Here is a 20,428-nt window from a genome sequence, read left to right on the forward strand (position 1 = left end):
GCTCGCCCGCCGTAAAGAAGGGTTGCAACGGCTCAGGTTGGCGTCGCATCCATCCTGGACATCTCAGGAGCCCATGCGCCGGAACGCATAGCCCAGGTAGTCGAAGCCACTGATCCGGCCCGAGGGGTCCGTCTGGAAGGGCACCTCCACCGGAGAGGAGATCACGCCGGGCCAGAGCATGTGGAAGGTGTCGCCGTTCCAGGGGCTCACCGTCGCGCGGTAACGGGCCGGACCCGCCAGTACCTCCAGGGCCCCATTCCGCTGGGCCACGCTCCAGGAGCCGAACAGGTCGTTGACGTATGTACCCGTGTAGGCCGACAGGGGCAGGGAGGCGGGCTTCGGGTTGGCGGGCTTCGGCTCCACCGCCAACACCAGGCTTTCGAGCTGACGGGCCTTGGCCCTGATCGCCGGCTGCAGATCGGGCTCGCCGGGCCGCCCGAAGGCCTGCTGCAGCAGGGCAGCTCGCACCGCCTCCGGCAGGGCCGTGAGGTTACGGTTGGCAAGGATCGCCACGGCAAAGCGCTTCTGGGGCACGACCACCAGGAGGGTCCGCACACCATCGAGAGCGCCGCCCTTCTCCAGCACCTTCAGACCGTTGTAGTGGTACACCCCCCAGCCGGGGGAATAGTCGAAGCCGGAGTGCTCATCGATCGGGGGGAACTCGGCGAAGCCTGGCTCCTCGGCAATCACCGGCTCGAACAGGGCCTTCACCGCCGCCTCCGAGAGCACCCGCCTGCCGTCGATCTCGCCGCCGCTGACCAGCAGGGTGAGAAAGCGGCCGAGGTCGTTGGCGCTGCTGGCAAAGCCGCCGGCGGCGATGAACAGGGCGCTGAGGTTGGGGGGCACCACCTGCAGGCGGTCCCCGACAAGGGCATGGGAGCGGCTGACATTTGTGAGGCTGCCGGGGGCGGCGGCCGTGCCGATGAGGCTGGTGGCCACGCCCGTGCGGGTCATGGCCAGGGGCTTGAAGAGCAGGGAGCGGGTGAGCGCGGGGAAGGGCTGGCCGCCGGCCTTCGCCGCCAGTTCACCGGCAAGGAAGAAGCCGATGTTGGAGTAGGCGGGGCGGTCACGGAAGGAGGTGGCCGGCTTCACGTAGCGGATCCGATGCAGCACGTCGGCGCTGCCGTAGCCGAGGTGATCAAAGAGGTCGCCGAAGAAGGCGGGGAAGCCGGCGCGGTGGCTGAGCAGATCCCTGGCGTTCACCCAGCGGCCCGCATAGGCGTCATGGAGGCGGAAGTCCGGCAGCAGCGACACCATCGGCTGCTCCCAGGTGAGCCGCTTGCGATCCACCAGGGCGGCCACCGTGGCGGCCGTGAAGGTCTTCGAGACGCTGGCCAGCTGGAACACCGTGTCGGCGGTGGTGGGGGCTCCGGTACCCAGGTCGCGCACCCCGAAACCCTCCACCAGTGTCAGCCGGCCGTCCTGGACCAGGGCGATGGCCGCGCCCGGGACGGCGTAGTCGGCCAGGGCCCAGCGGCTGATGCGACGGGCCGCGTCGGCCTCCAGCCCGCTGCCGGGGGCGTAGCCCGGCAGCCCCGGTCCCTCAGCGCCGAGGGCACGGGGCTGGGGTGCAACCAGGACCAGACCCATGCTCAGCAGGGCCACCAGGGGCAGGCACGCTGACCGGAGAGCGGAGCGGATGGGGAGGGACATCACCGGGTTCTTGAACCGCAGGGGCAGCGACAGTCTGTTTCAGTCACCGCAGGACGCACCATCCCAGGCGGATGCTTTCGGTTGGCGTGTTGAACCGGGGCGACGAGGCCAGCAGCCGCGCCACCGCGCCCACGGACAGCACCAGGCTGGAGAGCAGCTGGATCTGCGGGGAGATCTCCCACTGGAAGGCACCGGCCAGTTCGATGGACAGGGGCAACGACACCGTCTCCGCAACCGTGAAGCGGCTGATCACGCCGTCGTCGCAGCAAGGGGAAAGGGAGAGCAGGATGGCCGCCAGCGGCGGCGGCGCCTGATCCTGGGCCGCCAGCTCCAGGGATGCATCGAAGCCCGCCAGCCGGGCCTTGGGGGGGGAAGGCGACGCAGCTGCAGCAGAAGAGGCTGCGGGAGAGCAGCAGGGTGAGTGGTCCGTCGGCACTTCGGCGCCCACGACGGGATAGAAAACAGCGTTATCCCTCTTCTGCATGCTGTGGAGCTGAAGCACAAACGCACCCTGAGCTGATCTTCTCCCGTCCCGTAAACGGCAGCTTGCCATGGACGGACAGTGAAGCCCTGTTTCAGGTGCTCGACAGGGAACTTGGTGAGAGGGCGGGCGGCCGAGTCACGGTCGTTCCATTTGGCGATGTGAAGGTCGTGCACAGAGACCACCCATCGGCCGATGCGAACAAGGGCGCTGTCGCTTCAATCCGCAAATGGCCTGAAGAAACGGATCAGTTTCGCCGGGACAATCCTTGGGTTTTCTGGAGGAGCGGATGGCCTTGGACCCTGCCTGGCTGAGATCCGCCGAGGATTTAAACAATCACTGGACGTCTTTCTACAGATCTGCATGTAACAAGGTGAGCCCCCGCAGACACGTTTCAGGCGAATTCAATCTTCGGACTCCGCCTGAACCGCTCGGGACGTTGGCGATGACTGCGGAAGCGCAGGGAAAGCGTTCCAACACGCTTGCTCAGAAGGCACACCAGAGAACTGTCACGGCATGGAGGAACGGAGAACAAGCCTCTCAAGGGGACAGGCCAGCACCGATTTCCTGCTTACGACCTAGAACCCTTTCCTACCACTCAGGGGTAGCGGTGGCCAGCACGAGCTCCGGGTTGGTGGGCGACCGACCCAGCAGCAGCGCCGCCAACGGGCAGGGGATGGCGCCGCTTCTCGAGGATGAAGCCCGGCCAGAGGAGGGTGATGCGGCCGCGGGGGACGTGGAAGCTGAACAGCGCCGTGACGGCCACCAGCACATCAGACAGGACTCAGGCCGGGGCACCCGGGAGTGCCAGCAGCAGGCGTCCAATCCGGTTCATGGCCGCGGCATCGTCGGGGTGATCAGGGCCATCAGCATCCGGGTGAAGCGGCGACAGGGGCTGGGGTGCGGATCAGCGGCGGCCTCCAGCAGGCGCGGATCGATCCGCTCCATCGCCCCCACCGACGGCAGCACCGCAATCGGCCACAGGTTGGTGGGCCGCCCGAGGAACACGGCGCTAGGGGCGTTCAGCAGCCGGAGCTCGCGCAGCAGCCCCAGCCCATCGAGCAGGCCGTGAGCCCGAGGTGCTGCACCAGGTCAGCACCGGGCCGTTGTTGCCCAGCAGGCTGGTCCAGGTCACCGCCCGCACTGGCAGAAGCAGAGGGGGGCCGCACCACCGGAGCGTTCAACAGTGGTTGCCAGCGGCCGCCGTGGAAGCGGTGCGCGAAGGCCCGCGGGCAGGCCATGGGGGTTGAAGGCCATGAAGCGCTGGCCTAACGCCCCCAGGAGCCACGGCATGGCAGAGCGTCAGGACCTCCGGTCGACGTCGTCCCCAGCAAAACCATCCCGATGAAAGGGGCCGACAGGCAGCCCCGCAGCACCTCAGCGACTGGCCATGGGCTGCTGCCGGTCCACCTGCCGATCTCAATAGGATTCATGCATTCCATGGCCCGGGAGTCCTCAGCCCCCAGCGGCGGTTCGCTCAGCTGCTGGCATCAACAACCTGGTGGGGAACCATAACGAGGAGCCAGATGCTGCGTTTCCATGGTCTGATCGGTGCTTCGCTGCTGGGTCTGTGCTGCTCACCCCTGGCGTTCACGGCCCCAGCGCCTGCCATCGAGCTGAGGGGGCAGACCTTTTTCGCAACGCCGCCCTGGAAACTCAGGTTGATCACCTACTCGCCTTACAAGGACGATGTGGGTCCTGAGTATTTCTTTTCGATCGACGTTCCCCAGACGGCTGAAGTCCCGCTCGCTGCCCTGGAAATTATGCAGACGGGCGGATTCGACAGGAACCTGTTCTACGATTCAGCTCGCACCCATGCCTTCCTTGGCGTACCCCGCCATGGGGGCTCAAGGGTGCCCGTGGAGGTGACGATCCATGAGGCCACCCAGGTGGTACGAATCGTTTTCCCCGAACCGGTTCAACCCGGTGCGACGGTCACCGTTGTGCTGATGCCCTACCGCAATCCGTCCCAGGCGGACACCTACATGTTCGCCGTGACGGCATTCCCTTTCGGCCCCAATCCTGTCTCCAATCCTGTAGGCATGGCTTCTCTGCGGATCTATGAGCCGTCCTGGAGATGAGGGCGCCGATGTGCGCAGGCTCCGGCCGAGCGGGGCGCAGCCGTTCCTGATTCAGCCGCGCCCGTTGTCAACTCCAGACGCCATCGCGCCCATGGGCTTGATGGCGAAGCCAATTCTCAGCCGCTCTCCCGGTCCACCAGTTTGTTCAGGTTGGAGCCTCCGGGGGGTGGTTGCCCAGCCTCTGTGATGGATTATGGGGAATGGGCCTGCGATGTGAACCATCGCCAGGCCAACCGGCGAGGCCGGATTGACCTGCTCCGCCGCCAGGTGGACAGCGGTAAGCCTGGGTTAGACCGTGATCGTTGAGGAGAGCTTCCTCTCCAACCTCCTGGGTGGAGTCCAGATCGATGTCCACCCAATCAGGGGAACCCCCCAGCTCCTTGCGGTGATCTCGGTGATGCAGCCCCAACCACTCTCCTGCCGCCCACGGCAGGTGTTCACGTTGGTGGGTTTGGTGTTTGGCGTTGGGATGTTCAGCCCGGCGCCATCGGTGTTCGCCGCCGAAGCCGCCGCCGGTCCACCGCCACCGCCGAGGCTGGTGACCGGGGCCAAAGTGACGGCGGCGCTACCGAAGCTGGAGGCCTTCGCCACGCAGATCCTGCGCCAGACAGGGGTGCCGGGCCTGGCGATCGCCGTGGTCCACGACGACCGGGTGGTGTTCCTCAAGGGCTACGGGCTGAGGGAGGTGGGCAAGGCCGAGACCGTGGATCCCGACACCGTCTTTCAGCTGGCCTCGCTCTCGAAACCGATCGCCAGCACGGTGGTGGCGGGCCTGGTGGGGGATGGCAGGGTGCGCTGGGACGATCCGGTGATCGGTGCTCTTCCCGGCTTTCGCCTCGGCCCGGCCGCCATCGCCGAAAGGGTGACCCTGCGGGATCTGCTCTCGCACCGCAGCGGCCTGCCCGACCACGCCGGCGATTGGCTGGAGGACATCGGCTTCGATCGCAGCACCATCTTCCAGCGCCTGGGGCTGCTGCCCCTGGAGAACCGCTTCCGGTCCGTCTTCAACTACACCAACTTCGGGTTCACGGCCGGCGCCATCGCAGCGGCGAACGCCACGGGCCAGGGCTGGGAAGTGCTCTCCAGGGAACGGCTCTATCACCCGCTGGGCATGGGCCGCACCAGCTCCAGCCATGCCGATCTGCTGGCGGCCCCCAACCGCGCCGTCCTGCATGTGCGCGAGAGCGCCAAGGGGGCGGCCAGCCCCCGCTGGGTGGCCCGTTACCAGCGGGACCCAGGGGCCCAGTCGCCCGCCGGTGGCGTGAGCTCCACGGCGCGCGACCTCTCCCAATGGTTGCGGCTGCAGCTGGCGGGGGGGCGCCTGGGAACCGGGGCCGGCGGCCGCCAGATCGTGGCCCCCGCCGCCCTGGCCGAGACCCACCGCCCGCTGATCGTCAGCGCGCCTTCGCGGGATCCAGCCGTGTACCGCAGCGGTTTCTACGGGTTGGGCTGGAACGTGAACAGCACCGACCAGGGCGCTGTGCAGCTCAGCCATTCCGGCGGCTTCGACCTCGGTGCCGCCACAGCGGTGTATCTGCTTCCAGGGGAATCACTGGGCATCGTGGTGCTGACCAACGGCCAGCCGATCGGGGTGCCAGAAACCGTGGCGCTGAGCTTCCTCGACCTTGCCCGTTTCGGCAGGGTCAAGGACGACTACCTCAAGCCCCTGGGAGAAACGTTCGCCCAGATGGCCCGTCAGGCCTATCCACAGGTGCTCCCGCCGGCGCATCCCGCTCCGTCGCGGCCATGGACGGCCTACAGCGGCCGTTACGGCAACGCCTACGTGGGAGCCCTCGCCGTGAAGCCCCAGGGGGGTGGCCTGGCGCTGGAGCTGGGGCCCCAGCGCAGGGTCTACCCGCTCACCCATGTCAGTGGTGACACCTACAGCTACCAGCCCAGCGGCGAGAATGCCTCCGGGCCGAGTGCGGTGGGCTTCAGAGTGGGCGGCGATGGGGAGGCCTACGAGGTTCAGATCGACAACCTGAACCTCGAAGGCCAGGGTGTGTTCCAGCGCCAACGCCTCGGTGGCCCCCAGGAGCGGTGATCCGGTGATCGGCGCGAGCTCCGATCGTCTTCCGACCCGCCCGGCGGCGCTGATGATCCGGGGAAAGCGGGGGTGACACTCCGATCCCTGGCAACCTCGTACCCGCCTGTCGGCTGAGCAACCTGAGGGGGCTCCACAGCCAGGAGGGCACGCTGAGGGAGCCGCCGGTGCAGGGGGGCCATCGCTGCGTGGGCGGCTGGTCACCCGGGGGTTCGACAGCCGGCTGCTTGGCTGACCAGGAGGCCCGGGATGGCAGCGCACCGAACAGACATCGCTGAGGGGCTGTGGCTCCTGGTGGCGACGGCATCGCCTTCCCGCCGCACGTACTCCGAAGGCGGCGTTGTTCCGGCCATGGAGCGGGTGACAGGGGCGTCGATCTGGAACACCGGATTCACCGGCTGGCGGTGGGGCGACGCGGCTCGGCGGTCGTTGCCCACAAATGGGTTGGCTCGGGGAAGATGGGGCCATGCCCTGTTGCGAGAGCCTGGCCGGCCCGTGATCGCGACCCCCCTTGAGCACTTCTCACCCCAGCCCCGATGGTGATCCGATGACGACGGCCACGCTTGAGGCAGCTGCAGCCGCGGTGGTGGATGTGGTGGTGGTGGGCGCCGGTCTCTCCGGCCTGATCTGCGCCCGCGACCTGCGACGCCAGGGCCTGGTGGTGCGCGTGCTGGAGGCGCGGGACCGCTGCGGCGGAAGGATGGTGGGCCGGCGCAGCGCCACCGGCCTGCCGCTGGATCTGGGCGGCCAGTGGGTGGGGGCCACGCACCGGCGCCTGATCGACCTGCTGGAGGAATTTGGCCTGCAGCGCTTCCCCACCTCCTACAACGGAGACGGAGTGTTCCACTGGAACGGGACGCCCCATCGGGCCGGCGTCGAGCCTGACTTTGGCTCCAGCTTTTTGTTCTTCCAACCCCAGCAGCTCGGCCTGCCCCAGGCGGAGCTGGAGGAAGCCCTGGCCCTGCAGCAGCGGTTTCAGTGCCTGGTGGCGCAGGTGCCGCCGGCGGCTCCCTGGACCGCCCCCAACGCTGAAGCGCTCGATCGGATCAGCCTCCAGGGCTGGCTGGAGGGGCAGGGGGCCGGCCCGTTGGCCCGCTATCCCCTGCACTGGCTGGCGCGGGTGGGGGGCTCCGGTGGTTTCGAACCCCACGAAAGCTCGATCCTGCACCTGGCCTGGACCCAGGCCGTCGCCCCCCAGCACGAGACGCCGGAGGCCTCTCTCGTGCACGGGGGAGCGGCCCAGGTGGCCGAGCGGCTGGCGGCCGAGCTGGCCGACGTGATCCGGCTGCGGGCGCCGGTGGGGGCGATCGAGCAGAACGCCGGTGGGGTGCGGGTGTCCTTCGGCGAGGGGGACGCGCTCGGGGCCGCGGCCGTGGTGGTCGCCATCCCGCCGCCGCTGCGTCTGGGCCTCCGCTTCAGCCCCGACCTGCCGCCCGATGGGCGGGGCCTGCTGCAGCGCTCGCCGATGGGCTCGATGGTGAAGGTGCTGGCGCTCTACCCGAAGCCGTTCTGGCGGGAGCGGGGCCTCAACGGCCTGGGCATCGGCAATCTGCCCACTTTGGAGCTCACCGTCGACAGCTCACCCCCTGAGGGCCCAGGCCTGCTGGCCAGTTTCATCTCCGGGGATCGGGCCGCGCGCTGGCAGCGCTTGCCCGAGGCGCAGCGGCGGCGGGCCGTGCTGGCGGATCTGGCCGCCTGGTGGGGGCCGGCGGCGGCCGACCCCAGCGAACTGGTGATCCACAACTGGAACGAAGAGAGCTGGACCGGCGGCGCCTTCACCAGCTTCCTCAGCCCGGGGGCCTGGACCCGCCATGGCCCGGTGTGGCAGCAACCCCATGGCCGGGTGGTGTGGGCGGGCACCGAGGCCGCCTGCCGCTGGCCGGGCTACTTCGAGGGGGCGATCGAAGCAGGGCTGGCCGCCAGCGATCAGGTGCAGCGGCAGCTCGGCAGGGGTGGGCTTTAGATCGCGAAGGTGGCCTGGATCGGCCCCCGATCCCAGCGGCATCATTTAAGTAAGGTCAGATCCAGCCGCGGCCTTACCAGGGCAGCTCCTGGCCGTTGGCATGCCAGAAGCGGCCGGAGGTCTCCAGGCTGAGCGCATCGATGCGGTCCAGCAGGCCCCGCACCGCCTGCTCGGGAGCAACGGCCTGGGCGGCGAAACCGGTCATGCGCGTGCGCACCAGCCCGGGGTGCAGCAGGGCCACGGAGATGCCGCGTGGCTGGAGGTCGATCGCCAACGACTTGCCGGCCATGCACAACGCCACCTTCGACATCCGATAGCCATAGGAGCCACCGGAGCTGTTGTCGGCGATCGAGCCCATGCGGCTGGTCATCAGGATCAGCTTGGCGCCCGGGGCGAGCTGGCCCAGGAGGGCACGGCTCAGCAGCAGGGGGCCGATGGCGTTCACCTCGAACTGGCGCCGCAGGCTCTCGACATCCAGAGTCTCCAGGCAAGTGGCCTCCAGAAGGCCGGCGTTGTGAATCAGCACGTCGATCGGCAGACCCTCGAGCCGTTCCACAAGGCCGGCGATGGCGGCAGCGGAGGTGATGTCGACCCCGGACTCGATCCGCACGCCGAGGGCGTCCAGCTCGGGCGAGGAGCGGCGGCAGGCGGCGATCACGGTGTCGCCCCGGTCCTTGAGCTGGCGGCCATACTCGGTGCCGATGCCACGGTTGGCGCCGGTGATCAGGTAGGTGGCCATGGCAGCGACGACAGAGGGAACGGCTTCCGCACCCTCTCACCCCCCAGCCGCCCGAACGGGGGTCCCGTCACGCCGCTCTGACGATTCATCCAGGAAGCCCCCTTTCGTTGGTTGGATTGCGACAGACCGATTGCGGGCCTGGTAGAGCGATCGTCCATCCCTTGTTCCCGCCCAGCCAAAACGGCTCAAGCAGCAGCGGAAGCGGGTTTGGTTCATTCAATGAGAGATGCCCACAGGACGTACCTCGTGTTCAGCTCAAGGGTGCTGGCGCAGGGCCAGTGGGTGGGTCCACGCACGCATCAGGGCGAGGCCGGCACGAGCCTCAGACGGATTCCCTCCGAGCCCTGAGCTGTTCCCCCCGTGAAGCACAACCCATGAGGATGACCAGTCAGCAGATCCTCCCCGCAGCTCTCGGTTCGGGCCTCGCATCCACCGCCTGCCGGGCTGGACAGGCTCACCAGGCCCAACCCCACAGCGCCGCTGGATCCAGCCCCCAGACCCGCCTCGCGGGCGCCATACGGGCCGGTTGGGGATCAAAGCAGGAGCGCCAGCGCACACCCATCGCCGCGGCACAGACAGATTCGCCAGCACGGTGCCCGTGGGCCAAAGGAATGCGAAGCATCCCTGAGCCACCGTGGCGCCCCTGGATTGAGGTGCACGTGCAGCCCCTGGTTGGTGGGCACGATCCGGATCGGCCCAATCCAGGCGACGTTGCCGGAGGAGGACACGGGCAGCCTTTCAGCCGACTCGAAGGCAACAGAGATCCCCCGAAAGCGGCGAAGCCGCAGCCTCTGAGGGGCCGCAGGGGGGCAATGGGAATGGCCTCGATGGGAGTGGGTCCGGCGAAGGAGACAAGTGTGATCACACCCCTGGCGCGATCGTCGATTCAGATTGCATCAAGAAACAGGCCACAATCACGCTGCCCGACGGCGGCAGTTGCGCATGCTGAGCCAGGGCTTCGTGAGCTCTGCTCGCCCGGCACCCAACAGGGCTGGCCCCGGACCGGGGGCCATGCTCGATTCCCTGGGCAACGAGCCTTGGTGCCCGTGCGCCCCCGGGGCCTGTCCATCGGAGCAGATCTCCGCCCGGGCCGGATGGCGGTGGCGCCGTCCCCCACGCCATCAATGCCCGAAACAAGGCCATCTCAACCCACGGCCGGGTGCTCCCCAGAGCGCCGATCGCCCTGGCCCCTCACTTTGGGTGTCGAACGTCCCGCGGGCCCTGGTGGCGGGAGCGGCTGGTCAACGGCCCCAGGGGAAGAGGTCCCAGGGCCCGGGGACCGTGTTCGCTCGCCATCGCCAAGCGGAGCAGCGGTGGAGTTGCCCCTCGCTTTGCGAGCGGCGGGCGGCAGTCGCCGACCGGGGTGCTCACGGCCCCCTGCTCGGCTCAGCCTCGGCGCCGGCGGGGGAAGCGAAGGGCAGGGACGGGCTTCCGGGCTCTGCTCACTCCTGGGCCCGCCACCAAGCCTCCACCACCGCAGCGCTGCCGTACCAGCGCACTCCGAAGGCACCGCTGTGGGCGACCCCCGGCAACACCACCGGCATCGAGCCCGCCAGCAGGGCCGCGGTCACCGGCACGAGTCCATCGCCGCGGTCGTTGGCCAGCCCCGTGCTGTTGCGGTAGGCCGTCGGCGCCAGACGCCGGGCCAGGGGGGAGGCGTCCGGCAGCGCCAGATCTCCGGCGACCGAGACGTACCGCACCCGATCCGCGAAGGTCGATCCCGGCAGCCGCCGCTCCACCATCGCGCGCAGCACCGTGGCCTTCAAGGCGGTGTGGGGACTGCCCAGCATCAGCAGCGTGTCCGCCAGGGACTTGCCGTCGTAGCAGCGGCCCTGGAACGGGGCGTCATCGAGAAACAGCCGCAGCAGGATTCCGCCGGAACTGTGGCCGATCAGCGTTACCCGGCCCGTGGGTGACTGTCTGGCCAGGTTCGCCACCGTCGCCGCCACCCGGTCGAGGATCCGCGCCCAGGTCGAGGCAAACACGGTGAGCAGCCATTCGGGCTTGCCCACCGCCACCAGCCGCACCGGTTGGTGGCTCAGCTGCCCCAGCCGGGCCACCATCGGGGCGTAGGACTCCGGACGGATCAGGAAGCCCCCCAGGATCACGATCGGTTGGTCGGGCATGGGCCGCTCAGACGGGAGGGTGAGCCAGCAGCATGGTCAACCATCTCCAGTTCTGGAAGACTGGCCCCAGGGATGAGCGATGGGGGGCGATGGGTCGATGAACGAACCCGATGACGCTGCGAGCGGCCCGCAGCCCCTGGAGCTGCCCGCCGGCCTCACCTTCCTGTGCCGCTGTGGCCGCAGCCGCCAGGGCTGGTTCTGCGACGGCGCCCACCTCGGTACCGGCCAGCTGGCCCGGGAGGTTCTGCTGGCAGCGCCGGGCACCGTGCAGGTCTGCGGCTGCGGCCGCTCCCGCCACTACCCCCTGTGCGACGGAAGCCATGGCCGAGCGGTCGTCAAGCGCTGGTGGATGGGGTGGAGATGGGGACCCCGGGCCGCGCCAGCGCCCACCCCTGAGCATCCGTGAACAGGTCGCTCGTGCCGTCGCTCTCCGTGGGGTCCTCGAGCAGAGAATGGCCGCCAGAAGGTGCCCCGGGCCGGCCCTGTCGGTGATCGTTGCTCGGTGTGTCGTCTCCATCGGGGTGGAGGAGCCGCTGGCACCCTCCATGCCGGATGCGAGCGGGTGCTGAAGCACGCAGGCCCCTAGACCCAGCTGCATGCCGACGGAACCGCGATCAAGGGTGAGCGGCCCCCCGATGTTGGCCGCGATCGAGACGTGCCACCGGACGGTGTCCGCCATGGGCCACCCCCGCCTCTTCACCATGATCGCGATCAACACCCGCGCCGACCGTGACCAGACGCTGGAGGGCAAGGTGGTGCGCGTTGAGGCACTCCTGCCCCGGAACTGAACGGGTCGGCCCGACCTCCCCCGGGCGAGCTTCCCCGCTGGTGGCAGGGATCGGACCAGGGCTCGGGATCACAGAGCGACGCTCACCATCTCTGGGTGTCAGCGGTCCCGATGTCGGGCCTGGTGGCCCAGACTTTTTCCTTGCCGGCACTCAGGGAATGGCGGCGGGACAGGTGGAGGCCGCCCACCGACCCGCCCGCCTGGGGGGGGCTGACACGGAAGCAGCTACGACATCAGCAAGCAGTTCGAGGAGTCGATGGCCTGCTACTGGACGGCCAGCCAGCAGCAGATCTACCGGGAGCTGGGGCGGATCGAGCAGAACGGCTGGGCCTGCTGCCAGGTGGTGCCCCAGCGCGGCAAGCCCGATCGCAAGGTGTACGCGATCACCGAGGCGGGCCGCCAGGAGCTGCGCCAGTGGGCTGCCGAGCCCTCCCTGCCCACCCCGATCCGCGAAGACCTGCTGGTGAAGGTGCTCGGCGGCTCCTCCACCGAGTCCGAGCAGCTGCTGGCGGAGGTGCAACGCCACCGGGCCGTGCATGCCAGACAGCTCGCCTCCTATCAGGAAAACGAAGCGTTGGTGCTCAGCCAGGCCGGGCTGCCGCTCCATGCAGTACCGCTATCTCACCCTGCGCCGCGGCATCCTGTTCGAGCAGGAATGGATCCGCTGGTGCGATGAGGGGATCGTGTCCCTCGAAGGGCAGCCACCGGGGTCCATCGCCGCCCCCGGTGGCTGAACCGCAGCCGCCCCGTGCAGGACCATCCCGCGGCGCCATCCATCGCTGCCTCCAGGTGGTTGATGGTGGGACAGCGGGTCTGGCAGGGCTACCGACAGGCTTCCCCACCGCTCAGGGAATCGTCGGCTCGAGAAGGCGGTGGGAGGGAACCTCCCGGAGGGACATCAGGGAACGCTCCACGGCGGTTCCTTGGGTCTTCAGCCAGGCCGCCATGGCCGCTGCCGCCTCGGGCCCTTGGAGGCGGTGGCTGTAGACCACGGCGGTGCCGCGGCCATCGGCCAGCCTCCATCGGGCGAACACGGCCTCGCTGGAATCGCGAACGGAGAAGAGGGCAACGATCAGGTGCTCGGCAGGCTGCTGGGCGGTTCTAGGAATTGAGCTGGTGCGAAGCACCATCGCCCTATTGCGCCTGTAGTTGTCGAGAACTCGATTGGCCACTTGGGCCAGCCCTTCTCCATCGCTCACGCCGGGATAGGTGTTGATGGTGACCATGTCCCTCCAGCGGCTCAGGTCGTCCTGGCCCGGGGGTGTGAACTCGTGCTGGTGGTTCAACGACCAGCGCAGAAGATAGGTCTGACCGGCAAACGTCAGCGTCACGGGCGAAGCCGGTGGGCCGCCTGCCGCGGGCACGGCGATGGCCCCACCCATCGTTCCGGCCATCATCATCAGGGCGGCCGATCGAATCAGGCCACGGAGGCTGGACATGGTTCTTCCTGATCACGGCGAGACTACGAAGTCCCCCGGGGCGCCTCCCGGCGCTGGACCCCAGGGTCGAGCACCGGTGCCGCCATCTGCGCGCGCCGGTGTGGATCGCCGATGGTTCAGCCAGCAGGCGTTGTGTGGTCTGGGGGCCCTGCTCGTGGGTGGTCTGGGCGGAGCGGCTCCCGCCATGGCCATGGGCGCCAACGAGGGGCGGGCGGCGGAGTCGCCCCAGGCAGCCGGCATCCTGCGGATCGTTCGCCAGCGCATGGCGGTTGATCATCTGAGGGCGGTGATCGTCCGCGTCACGATCGACGGCAGGGAGGTGGTCACCGAGGCCATGGGGGAGTCGATGACGGGCGTGCCTGCCACCAAGGACATGCATTTCCGCAACGGGGCTGTCGCTCTTTCCTACGTGGCGACGCTGCTGCTGCAGCTGGTCGATGGGAACAGGGTGAGCCTCGACGACAAGCTCTCGCGCTGGCTACCGGAGATCCCGAACGCGGATCGGGTCACGCTCGGCCAGCTGGCCCGGATGACCTCCGGCTACCGCGACTACGTGATCGGCAATGACGCCTTCAACCAGGCGTCGCTCGCGAACCCGTTCCGCCCTTTCTCGGTGCAGGAGCTGCTCGCCTTCGCGGACCTGAAGACGCTCTTGTACGAGCCCGGCACGAGCTGGAACTACGCGCACACGAACTACGTTCTGCTCGGTCTGGCGCTGGAGCGAATCACGGGCCAGACGATGCCGGTGCTGATGCAGGAGCGGATCTTCACACCCCTGGACCTCCGCCACACGCGGGACCCTGGCGGCACCCCCGCGATCGCGCCGCCGGTTCTGCACGCCTTCTCGTCGGAGCGGCGGCAGACCCTCGGCATCCCAGCGGGGACGCGCTTCTACGAGGAGTCGACCTACTGGAACCCCTCGTGGACGATCACCCGTGGTGCGGTGCAGTTCACCACCATCCACGACATGGCGACCTCCGCCGAGGCGATCGGGACGGGACGACTGTTGTCGCCGCAGAGCCACAGGCTGCAGATCGCGCCGACGCTGCGGGGCTTCGGCAGGCCGATCGAGGGCTGCGCGACCTGCGCCACCCTCGGCGACTTCTACACCTACGGGATCGGGATCGTGCTCTCGGGCCCCTGGCTCCTCCAGAACCCGTTGTTCTCCGGCCAGGCCGGGGTGATGGCCTACCTGCCCTCGAAGAAGATTGCGATTGCGGTGGCGGTCACCTTCGACGAAGGGGCCTTCGACTCAAGCGGTGCCTACTGCAACTCCGCTGATGACATCTTCCGTGCCATCGGCGCGCAGCTGGCTCCGGAGGAATCCCCGCCCGTCAGGGGCCCTGCCAGAGGAAAGTGTTAAAGGGTCTCCCGCCCAGTTTTTGCTGCTGCCCCAGGGTGTTCTGGGTCGAGAGACTCACCACGGCGCCGAGCCGATCGGCCAGCTTGAGGCACGCCTGGAACTGCTGGGCGCTGTAGCACTGCACATCGAGCTGGTTGCAGCCATCCCTGGGGACCAGGCCGACCTGGAACGGCTGGATGCTGCAGAAGATGGGCTTGGGGTAAAGCTGACGCAATAGATAAAAATCCTCAAGGCTGTAGTTGGCGAAGAAGTGATCGTCCACCTGGATCCCGTCGCCGTGGCGGGCCTCGTGCACCAGATCGGCGATCTGCAAGGCCCGGTACTGGGGGGACTGCACCCACACCACGGGCACCAGTCCCTCTCGGCGGGCTGCCTGGGCCGCCTCCCGCTGCATCCGGTCCGACACCCTGCGGACATCGAGGAATACCACCTTGAAGCCGCTGTCACGGATCTCGGCCATGGTCCCGTTAAGGGAATGGGTGGTGGCGTAGTACCAGATCTGGGGCTGCGACAACCAGGTGCCGTTCGGGGCCGCCTGCGCCGCTGCCGCGCTGAGGGCCAGGGCGGCTGCCAGGAACCGGCCACCGTCGAGGGCCAGATCCCCCATGCAGCGCAGAACCCTCTGAGCGCCCCCCTGGAGCATCGACACAGGCTCGTCCATGGGCGCCGATCAAACCAGGGGCGACGGCCCTAATCTGCGCCACTTCGGGGCCCTGTGATCCACGGCCCGCCACCGTGCCGTGCTTCCCTCCCTGCCCACCCAGACCTGCGTGCTCGTGGTGGGGGCGGGCCCCACGGGCCTGCTGCTGGCGGGGGAGCTGCAGCGCCGCGGCGTGCCCACCCTGCTGATCGACGCCCGGGCCGAAGCCCTGCACTGGGACCGGGCCACGGTGATCCACCCCCTCTCGCTGGAGATCTTCGAGGCGCTGGGGCTGGTGGATCGCTTCCTCGAGGCCGGCTGCCGGCAGCGGCGGATCCTGATCCATGCCGACGGCCAAAGGCTGGGGGAACTGGATCTGGCCAGCTGCGGCAGCCGCTACGGCTTCAACCTCGGCCTCTCCGAAGAGGTGACCGAAGCGATCCTCACGGATCATCTCGAGAGCGCGGGGGGCACGGTGACGCGCGCCTGCCGGCTGGTGGGCCTCCAGCCCAGCGGCGACGGCATGAGCGCCACGGTGAGCTGCGGCGAGTGGGAGCAAACCGTGGAGGCCCGCTGGGTGGTGGGCTGCGACGGCCTGCGCAGCACCACCCGCGAGCTGAGCGGCCTCCACTTCGAGGGCCAGGCCATCGCCCGCCCCTGGGCCGTGTTCGATGCGGCCGTGGAGGGCTGGGCCGACAGCCATGAGCTGAACGCGGCCTATCTCGACGCGTCGCCGCTGATCCTCACGGCCCTGCCCGAGCAGCGCTGGCGGGTGTATCTGCGGCCCGCCGATGAGCAGGGCGATCTGGTGGCGGAAGCCACCGCCGTGCTGCAGCGTTACCTGCCGGAGGCCCACTTCAGCGCAGTGGAGAACCCCAATCTCTTCCACTGCCACAGCCGGGTGGCCAGCGCCTTCCGGGCCGGGCCGGTGTTCGTGGCGGGCGATGCCGCCCACGTCTGCTCCCCCGCCGAGGGTCACGGCATGAACTGCGGGCTGCACGATGCCGCCAACCTGGCCTGGAAGCTGGCGCTGGTGCACCACGGCGCCGCCGCCCCCGCGCTGCTGGACAGCTACGAGCAGGAGCGGCGTCCGGTGGCGCAGGCGATCTGCCGCTCCGGCGACGCCACCGAGCAGGCCCATGGCCTGAAGGAGCCCGTTGAGCGCGCCGAACGCGACCGGACCATCGCCGCCATGCTGGCCAACCCGGTGGCCCGCCAGCAGGAGGTGGTGGCGGAAACCGAGCTGAACGTGAGCTACGCCGACTCGGCGATCAGCGGCGGCAGCGGCGGCCAAGGCGGCCAACCATTCGCCGCCGGTCAACGGTTGCCCACCACAATCCCGCTGCCGCCCGGGGCTGGCGCGGCACTGCTGCACCAGCTCACCCACCGACGCGGCCACACGCTGCTGCTGCTGGCTGGTCCGCAGTCACCGCAGGAGGCACTCGCCAGCCTGCAGGCAGAGCTGGAGGCCGAGCGGGCCACCGGCATGGTTCCGCCGGCGCTGGTGGAGGCGGTGGTGTCGCTGCGGCTGGAGGAGGCGCCCAGCCTGGGCCTGGGCCCCCTCACCCTGCTGGCCGTGCGGCCGGACGGTTTCATCGCCCTGCGGGCCGACACCGACCACAGCGGCGCGGTGCGGCGATATGCCGAGCTGGTGCTGGGCCGCTGAGCCGGTCTGCTCACCAGCCCGGTTGGCTGCTCAGCTCCGTTGAGGATGTGGCCCTCCCATCCAGGATCGATTCGCCCATTCGAGGAATTGAGACCATCTGCAGGGTTCCCCAGATGGCCCGCCAGTCGTCTTCCGATTGGAGCATGGCGTTGCCACGCTTGCCGGTGATCTGGATCGGCTCATGGGATTGCCCCACCTCGTCGATGAAGGCGTCCAGCCGCTTTCGGGCCTCGGTGGCGGAAAGACTGCTCACAGATCCTGCAGAAGGCGTACGCCAAAGCGCATTGCTCTCGGTTCTCGTCCGGGCTGGTTTCGTTGCGGCATCAGCGGGGGGAGAACTCAACCCATCAGTTCCACCCCTGTCACCCCAACCTTCACCCCCACCCCTCACCATCGCAAGCGGCGGCAACAGCTCAGCGGGACTGGAGCGCTGCGGGCGCCGGCGAAGTTGAAGCTCGAACGCACCGGCAAAAGGCACTCCAGCGATGGCGACAGGTTCGCCAGGATGATGAGCTCAAGGCCAGGGCCCGCCCCAGGCCGCCCAACACCCGAGAGACCCGTGCCGACTGCCACGCCGACAGCGACGACCACAAGCTTTGCGGAGTTCGCCCAACGGGCTGACTACTCGCTGCTGGATTCCCTGCAGGCGGATCCCCAGGCCACCGGCGATGGCCACGATCACCGGCCCCGCCAGGTGTTCTCCGGTCATTACGTGCCGGTGACACCAACCCCGCTTCCGGCACCGGAGGTGGTGGCGCACAGCAGAACCCTCTTTGGCGAGCTGGGCCTGAGCGATGCGCTGGCACACGACGACCAGTTCCGCCGTCTGTTTTCCGGCGACATCACGGCGGCGCAGGAGCCGATGCGGCCCTATGGCTGGGCCACCGGCTATGCCCTCTCGATCTACGGCAGCGAATACATCCAGCAGTGCCCGTTCGGCACCGGCAACGGCTACGGCGATGGCCGGGCCATTTCCGTGTTCGAAGGCGTGTTCAACGGCCGGCGCTGGGAACTGCAGCTCAAGGGCGGTGGCCCGACGCCCTACGGCCGCGGCGCCGATGGCCGCGCCGTGCTGCGCTCCAGCGTGCGCGAGTTCCTGGCGCAGGAGTTCATGCACGCCCTGGGGGTGCCCACCTCCCGCTCGCTGACGCTGTATGCGTCCGGCTCGGAAACCGTGCGGCGGCCCTGGTATGCGCCGAACTCCCGCTCGTTTGATCCCGACATCCTGGTGGACAACCCGGCGGCGATCACCACCCGGGTGGCGCCGTCGTTTCTGCGGGTGGGCCAGCTGGAGCTGTTCGCCCGGCGCGTCCGCCGCGGTGCCCATCCGCAGGCGCTGCATGAGCTGCGGATGATCGTGGCTCACCTGATCGAGCGCAACTACCGGCAGGAGATCGATCCGGGCCTGGCGTTCAGCGACCAGGTGGTGGCGCTGGCGGGGTTGTTCCGCGGACGGCTCACGTCTCTGGTGGCGAACTGGATGCGCGTGGGCTACTGCCAGGGCAATTTCAACAGCGACAACTGCGCGGCAGGGGGCTACACCCTCGACTACGGCCCCTTCGGATTCTGCGAACTGTTCGATCCCCGGTTTCAGCCCTGGACCGGCGGCGGCGAGCATTTCTGCTTCTTCAACCAACCGGCGGCGGCTGAAGCCAACTACCAGATGTTCTGGGCCGCCCTCCGGCCGCTGCTCGAGGGCCACTCGCAGGCCCTGGCGCGGCTGGATCAGATCCAGGGCGGCTTCGCCGAAGCGATGCGCCAAGAGATCGAGGCGATGTGGGCCAGCAAGCTCGGCCTCTCTACCTATGACGTTGAACTGGTGAACGAGCTGCTGGAGCTGATGGTGCGCTCCAAGGTGGATTACTCGATCTTTTTCCGCCGGCTCTCTGAGATCCCCGAGCAACTCTCCGCCTTGAAAGAGAGCTTCTACCTGCCGTGTTCGGAAGAGCTTGAGGCGCGATGGACGCAGTGGCTGCAACGCTGGCGGGATCGCATCACGGCAGGCGGCGACACCAAGGTGACATCCGCAGCGATGCAACGCGTGAACCCCGCGATCACCTGGCGCGAATGGCTGATTGCCCCGGCCTATGAACAGGCGGCCCAGGGGGATTTCAGCCTGGTCCAGGAGCTGCAGGAAGTGTTCAGCCATCCCTATGACGAACCATCCGCGGAGTTTGCGGCGAGGTACGACCGCCTGAAGCCCCGAGAGTTCTTCAACGCCGGTGGCGTGTCGCACTACAGCTGTTCGTCGTGAACCGACCACATCTACACTTGGCTGTACCCACGCGAGGAGTTGTCCTGTGGAGGTCCTGCCCAGCCGCGTGTTGATGAACGGCAACAGCCAGGCCGTGCGCATTCCCGCGGAGTTTCGCCTCGGCACCGATCGCGTGCAGATCAGCCGCACTCCGGAGGGTGATCTGCTCATTCACCCCTGTCCCAGCCAGCGGGGGCAAGCCCTGCTGCAGGCGCTCAGTGGGTTGGATGCCGACTTCCTGGAGGCGCTGGAGCAACAGCAGGCCGACAAGCTGCCGGTGCAGGAACGGGAAGCCCTGTGATCTACCTGCTCGATACGAACTCCTCTTCTATCTGAGCAAGAACCGTCCGCCCCAGGTGGCCGAGCGCATCGATGCCCTCAGCGATGACGACACCATCGCCATGTCGTTCATCACCTGGGCCGAGTTGCTACGTGGGGAAGCGGGCAGTCGGCGGCGGGAGGCCACCCTGCAGCAGCTGGAGGCCCTGACGCGATTGGTGCCGGTGCTCTATCCCCAGGGACCGGGAATCTGCGAGCACTACGCCGTTCAGGCCACCGCCTTGAAGCGCCGTGCCACACCGATCGGCGCCAACGACCTCTGGATCGCCTGTCACGCCCTGGCGATCGGCGCCACCGTGGTGAGCCACAACGTCAGCGAGTTCAGCCGCGTCGATAGGCTGCAGCTGGTGGACTGGGCCGCCTGAATCTCCCCCTCACACCGCCAACGAATCGGCAGCGTCACCCCGCCAAGCTTGTTCTCAACTGCTGCGCAGAAGCCTGCGGCTACCCGCACAAACAGCATCACGCGGCTGCTGCGCTCGGCGTGGCGGATGTAGCGCTGGCCGGTAACGGAGGCTTCGCGGGTGAGGCTCTGGCTCTCCCAGTGGAAATCCCACTGGGAGATCGCGCCGTCGTTGGTGCGGGTGGTGGGGGAGAACAGGCGCTCGGACTTCTTGAGGGTGATTAAAATGACATCGCACTGGGTCGCCTTATCGAAGCCGACGGCTTCTGCGAGGCAGTGGAGGACTCCAACTGCTGCGCAGAAGCCTTCGGCTACGCGGCCGGGGAAGGGCCTGGCCTCGTTGATTTGGCCATGGCCGAAGGCATCTGCGTAGCAGTGGGCGGCAGCCCAGAGCTGGACGAGGGCCTCGGCCAGGGGCACGTGCTGCCGGACGCTGAAACTGTCGCCGTG

23 protein-coding genes and 1 pseudogene are annotated in these 20,428 nt (G+C 68.3%); 13 read left to right on the forward strand and 11 right to left on the reverse strand.

Annotated elements, in window-relative coordinates; all coding sequences use genetic code 11:
- Positions 1-63 precede the first annotated feature (63 nt).
- Together KBY88_RS13570 and KBY88_RS13575 are read right to left on the reverse strand one after the other, a co-directional pair.
- Positions 64-1,653, reverse strand: coding sequence for a serine hydrolase (locus KBY88_RS13570; protein WP_254940475.1), 1,590 nt, complete (start codon positions 1,651-1,653; stop codon positions 64-66).
- 43 nt (positions 1,654-1,696) lie between these two features.
- Positions 1,697-2,137 (reverse strand): ABC transporter permease subunit, encoded by a 441-nt coding sequence (locus KBY88_RS13575; RefSeq protein ID WP_254940476.1) that lies wholly within the window; start codon positions 2,135-2,137, stop codon positions 1,697-1,699.
- Positions 2,138-2,423: 286 nt separating this feature from the next.
- On the opposite strand from KBY88_RS13575, the pseudogene KBY88_RS16320 reads away from it, so the two are divergent.
- Positions 2,424-2,618 (forward strand): annotated as a pseudogene (locus KBY88_RS16320) (toxin-antitoxin system HicB family antitoxin); the annotation flags it as partial.
- A gap of 114 nt (positions 2,619-2,732) precedes the next feature.
- Here KBY88_RS16320 and KBY88_RS13580 read toward each other — a convergent pair.
- The 3 genes from KBY88_RS13580 to KBY88_RS13590 form a co-directional block, all read right to left on the reverse strand.
- Complete coding sequence (locus KBY88_RS13580; protein ID WP_254940477.1) at positions 2,733-2,900, reverse strand: hypothetical protein; 168 nt, start codon at positions 2,898-2,900, stop codon at positions 2,733-2,735.
- Positions 2,901-2,965: 65 nt separating this feature from the next.
- Positions 2,966-3,142, reverse strand: a complete 177-nt coding sequence (locus KBY88_RS13585; protein ID WP_254940478.1) for a hypothetical protein — start codon at positions 3,140-3,142, stop codon at positions 2,966-2,968.
- Positions 3,143-3,156: 14 nt separating this feature from the next.
- Entirely contained in the window at positions 3,157-3,375 is a 219-nt protein-coding gene (locus KBY88_RS13590; RefSeq protein ID WP_254940479.1) for a hypothetical protein, read from the reverse strand.
- Positions 3,376-3,660: 285 nt separating this feature from the next.
- On the opposite strand from KBY88_RS13590, the gene KBY88_RS13595 reads away from it, so the two are divergent.
- The 3 genes from KBY88_RS13595 to KBY88_RS13605 all read left to right on the forward strand — a co-directional run bounded on the left by KBY88_RS13595 (position 3,661) and on the right by KBY88_RS13605 (position 8,222).
- A complete protein-coding gene (locus KBY88_RS13595) occupies positions 3,661-4,215 on the forward strand; it encodes a DUF2808 domain-containing protein (protein ID WP_254940480.1) in 555 nt (184 codons plus the stop codon).
- A gap of 397 nt (positions 4,216-4,612) precedes the next feature.
- The gene (locus KBY88_RS13600; protein ID WP_254940481.1) at positions 4,613-6,259 is read left to right on the forward strand and encodes a serine hydrolase; all 1,647 of its coding nucleotides are present in this window, start codon (positions 4,613-4,615) and stop codon (positions 6,257-6,259) included.
- A gap of 547 nt (positions 6,260-6,806) precedes the next feature.
- Positions 6,807-8,222, forward strand: a complete 1,416-nt coding sequence (locus KBY88_RS13605; RefSeq protein WP_254940482.1) for a flavin monoamine oxidase family protein — start codon at positions 6,807-6,809, stop codon at positions 8,220-8,222.
- A 73-nt stretch (positions 8,223-8,295) separates the two neighbouring features.
- On the opposite strand, the gene KBY88_RS13610 is transcribed toward KBY88_RS13605, so the two are convergent.
- Together KBY88_RS13610 and KBY88_RS13615 are read right to left on the reverse strand one after the other, a co-directional pair.
- On the reverse strand, positions 8,296-8,961 hold the full coding sequence (locus tag KBY88_RS13610; RefSeq protein ID WP_254940483.1) for an SDR family oxidoreductase: 666 nt from the start codon (positions 8,959-8,961) through the stop codon (positions 8,296-8,298).
- A 1,442-nt stretch (positions 8,962-10,403) separates the two neighbouring features.
- Positions 10,404-11,087, reverse strand: coding sequence for an esterase/lipase family protein (locus KBY88_RS13615; protein ID WP_254940484.1), 684 nt, complete (start codon positions 11,085-11,087; stop codon positions 10,404-10,406).
- 97 nt (positions 11,088-11,184) lie between these two features.
- Between KBY88_RS13615 and KBY88_RS13620 the strand changes: the two genes are divergently transcribed.
- From KBY88_RS13620 to KBY88_RS13635, 4 genes are all read left to right on the forward strand, one after another.
- On the forward strand, positions 11,185-11,493 hold the full coding sequence (locus tag KBY88_RS13620; RefSeq protein ID WP_254940485.1) for a CDGSH iron-sulfur domain-containing protein: 309 nt from the start codon (positions 11,185-11,187) through the stop codon (positions 11,491-11,493).
- 229 nt (positions 11,494-11,722) lie between these two features.
- Positions 11,723-11,875 carry a thiamine-binding protein gene (locus KBY88_RS13625; RefSeq protein ID WP_254940486.1) on the forward strand — a complete coding sequence of 51 codons (153 nt, stop codon included), beginning with the start codon at positions 11,723-11,725 and terminating at the stop codon, positions 11,873-11,875.
- Between the two features lie 255 nt (positions 11,876-12,130).
- Complete coding sequence (locus KBY88_RS13630) at positions 12,131-12,550, forward strand: PadR family transcriptional regulator (RefSeq protein ID WP_254940487.1); 420 nt, start codon at positions 12,131-12,133, stop codon at positions 12,548-12,550.
- Entirely contained in the window at positions 12,513-12,608 is a 96-nt protein-coding gene (locus tag KBY88_RS13635) for a hypothetical protein (protein ID WP_254940530.1), read from the forward strand. The genes KBY88_RS13630 and KBY88_RS13635 overlap by 38 nt, the downstream gene beginning before the upstream one ends.
- A 111-nt stretch (positions 12,609-12,719) precedes the next feature.
- Here KBY88_RS13635 and KBY88_RS13640 read toward each other — a convergent pair whose 3' ends face one another.
- Positions 12,720-13,313 (reverse strand): hypothetical protein, encoded by a 594-nt coding sequence (locus KBY88_RS13640; RefSeq protein ID WP_254940488.1) that lies wholly within the window; start codon positions 13,311-13,313, stop codon positions 12,720-12,722.
- A gap of 184 nt (positions 13,314-13,497) precedes the next feature.
- On the opposite strand from KBY88_RS13640, the gene KBY88_RS13645 reads away from it, so the two are divergent.
- A complete protein-coding gene (locus tag KBY88_RS13645) occupies positions 13,498-14,676 on the forward strand; it encodes a serine hydrolase domain-containing protein (protein WP_254940489.1) in 1,179 nt (392 codons plus the stop codon).
- Here KBY88_RS13645 and KBY88_RS13650 read toward each other — a convergent pair.
- Positions 14,648-15,337, reverse strand: a complete 690-nt coding sequence (locus KBY88_RS13650) for a hypothetical protein (RefSeq protein ID WP_254940490.1) — start codon at positions 15,335-15,337, stop codon at positions 14,648-14,650. The two genes, KBY88_RS13645 and KBY88_RS13650, sit on opposite strands and share 29 nt — an antisense overlap.
- A gap of 79 nt (positions 15,338-15,416) precedes the next feature.
- Between KBY88_RS13650 and KBY88_RS13655 the strand changes: the two genes are divergently transcribed.
- Positions 15,417-16,982 carry an FAD-dependent monooxygenase gene (locus KBY88_RS13655; protein ID WP_254940491.1) on the forward strand — a complete coding sequence of 522 codons (1,566 nt, stop codon included), beginning with the start codon at positions 15,417-15,419 and terminating at the stop codon, positions 16,980-16,982.
- Between the two features lie 10 nt (positions 16,983-16,992).
- Here KBY88_RS13655 and KBY88_RS13660 read toward each other — a convergent pair whose 3' ends face one another.
- Positions 16,993-17,235, reverse strand: coding sequence for a type II toxin-antitoxin system Phd/YefM family antitoxin (locus KBY88_RS13660; RefSeq protein ID WP_254940492.1), 243 nt, complete (start codon positions 17,233-17,235; stop codon positions 16,993-16,995).
- Between the two features lie 306 nt (positions 17,236-17,541).
- Here KBY88_RS13660 and KBY88_RS13665 point away from each other — a divergent pair, with 306 nt between their 5' ends.
- The 3 genes from KBY88_RS13665 to KBY88_RS13675 are packed head-to-tail and all read left to right on the forward strand — an operon-like array spanning position 17,542 to position 19,940.
- Complete coding sequence (locus KBY88_RS13665) at positions 17,542-19,236, forward strand: protein adenylyltransferase SelO (protein ID WP_514130645.1); 1,695 nt, start codon at positions 17,542-17,544, stop codon at positions 19,234-19,236.
- Positions 19,237-19,282: 46 nt separating this feature from the next.
- Positions 19,283-19,537 (forward strand): antitoxin, encoded by a 255-nt coding sequence (locus KBY88_RS13670; RefSeq protein ID WP_254940493.1) that lies wholly within the window; start codon positions 19,283-19,285, stop codon positions 19,535-19,537.
- A gap of 55 nt (positions 19,538-19,592) precedes the next feature.
- Positions 19,593-19,940, forward strand: a complete 348-nt coding sequence (locus tag KBY88_RS13675) for a PIN domain-containing protein (protein WP_254940494.1) — start codon at positions 19,593-19,595, stop codon at positions 19,938-19,940.
- Here KBY88_RS13675 and KBY88_RS13680 read toward each other — a convergent pair.
- Positions 19,847-20,398, reverse strand: a complete 552-nt coding sequence (locus KBY88_RS13680) for a DUF3427 domain-containing protein (protein WP_254940495.1) — start codon at positions 20,396-20,398, stop codon at positions 19,847-19,849. The two genes, KBY88_RS13675 and KBY88_RS13680, sit on opposite strands and share 94 nt — an antisense overlap.
- Positions 20,399-20,428 lie beyond the last annotated feature (30 nt).

The organism is Cyanobium sp. Morenito 9A2, from assembly GCF_024345575.1.
GTDB lineage: Bacteria > Cyanobacteriota > Cyanobacteriia > PCC-6307 > Cyanobiaceae > ATX-6F1.

Bases quoted from the DNA above. Each gene is read 5' to 3' on its own strand.
- KBY88_RS13615 (WP_254940484.1), bottom strand. From the start codon at position 11,087: ATGCCCGACCAACCGATCGTGATCCTGGGGGGCTTCCTGATCCGTCCG.
- KBY88_RS13640 (WP_254940488.1), bottom strand. From the start codon at position 13,313: ATGTCCAGCCTCCGTGGCCTGATTCGATCGGCCGCCCTGATGATGATG.
- KBY88_RS13600 (WP_254940481.1), top strand. From the start codon at position 4,613: ATGCAGCCCCAACCACTCTCCTGCCGCCCACGGCAGGTGTTCACGTTG.
- KBY88_RS13605 (WP_254940482.1), top strand. From the start codon at position 6,807: ATGACGACGGCCACGCTTGAGGCAGCTGCAGCCGCGGTGGTGGATGTG.
- KBY88_RS13610 (WP_254940483.1), bottom strand. From the start codon at position 8,961: ATGGCCACCTACCTGATCACCGGCGCCAACCGTGGCATCGGCACCGAG.
- KBY88_RS13650 (WP_254940490.1), bottom strand. From the start codon at position 15,337: ATGGACGAGCCTGTGTCGATGCTCCAGGGGGGCGCTCAGAGGGTTCTG.
- KBY88_RS13575 (WP_254940476.1), bottom strand. From the start codon at position 2,137: ATGCAGAAGAGGGATAACGCTGTTTTCTATCCCGTCGTGGGCGCCGAA.
- KBY88_RS13620 (WP_254940485.1), top strand. From the start codon at position 11,185: ATGAACGAACCCGATGACGCTGCGAGCGGCCCGCAGCCCCTGGAGCTG.
- KBY88_RS13625 (WP_254940486.1), top strand. From the start codon at position 11,723: ATGTTGGCCGCGATCGAGACGTGCCACCGGACGGTGTCCGCCATGGGC.
- KBY88_RS13595 (WP_254940480.1), top strand. From the start codon at position 3,661: ATGCTGCGTTTCCATGGTCTGATCGGTGCTTCGCTGCTGGGTCTGTGC.
- KBY88_RS13630 (WP_254940487.1), top strand. From the start codon at position 12,131: ATGGCCTGCTACTGGACGGCCAGCCAGCAGCAGATCTACCGGGAGCTG.
- KBY88_RS13645 (WP_254940489.1), top strand. From the start codon at position 13,498: ATGGCCATGGGCGCCAACGAGGGGCGGGCGGCGGAGTCGCCCCAGGCA.
- KBY88_RS13590 (WP_254940479.1), bottom strand. From the start codon at position 3,375: ATGGCCTGCCCGCGGGCCTTCGCGCACCGCTTCCACGGCGGCCGCTGG.
- KBY88_RS13570 (WP_254940475.1), bottom strand. From the start codon at position 1,653: ATGTCCCTCCCCATCCGCTCCGCTCTCCGGTCAGCGTGCCTGCCCCTG.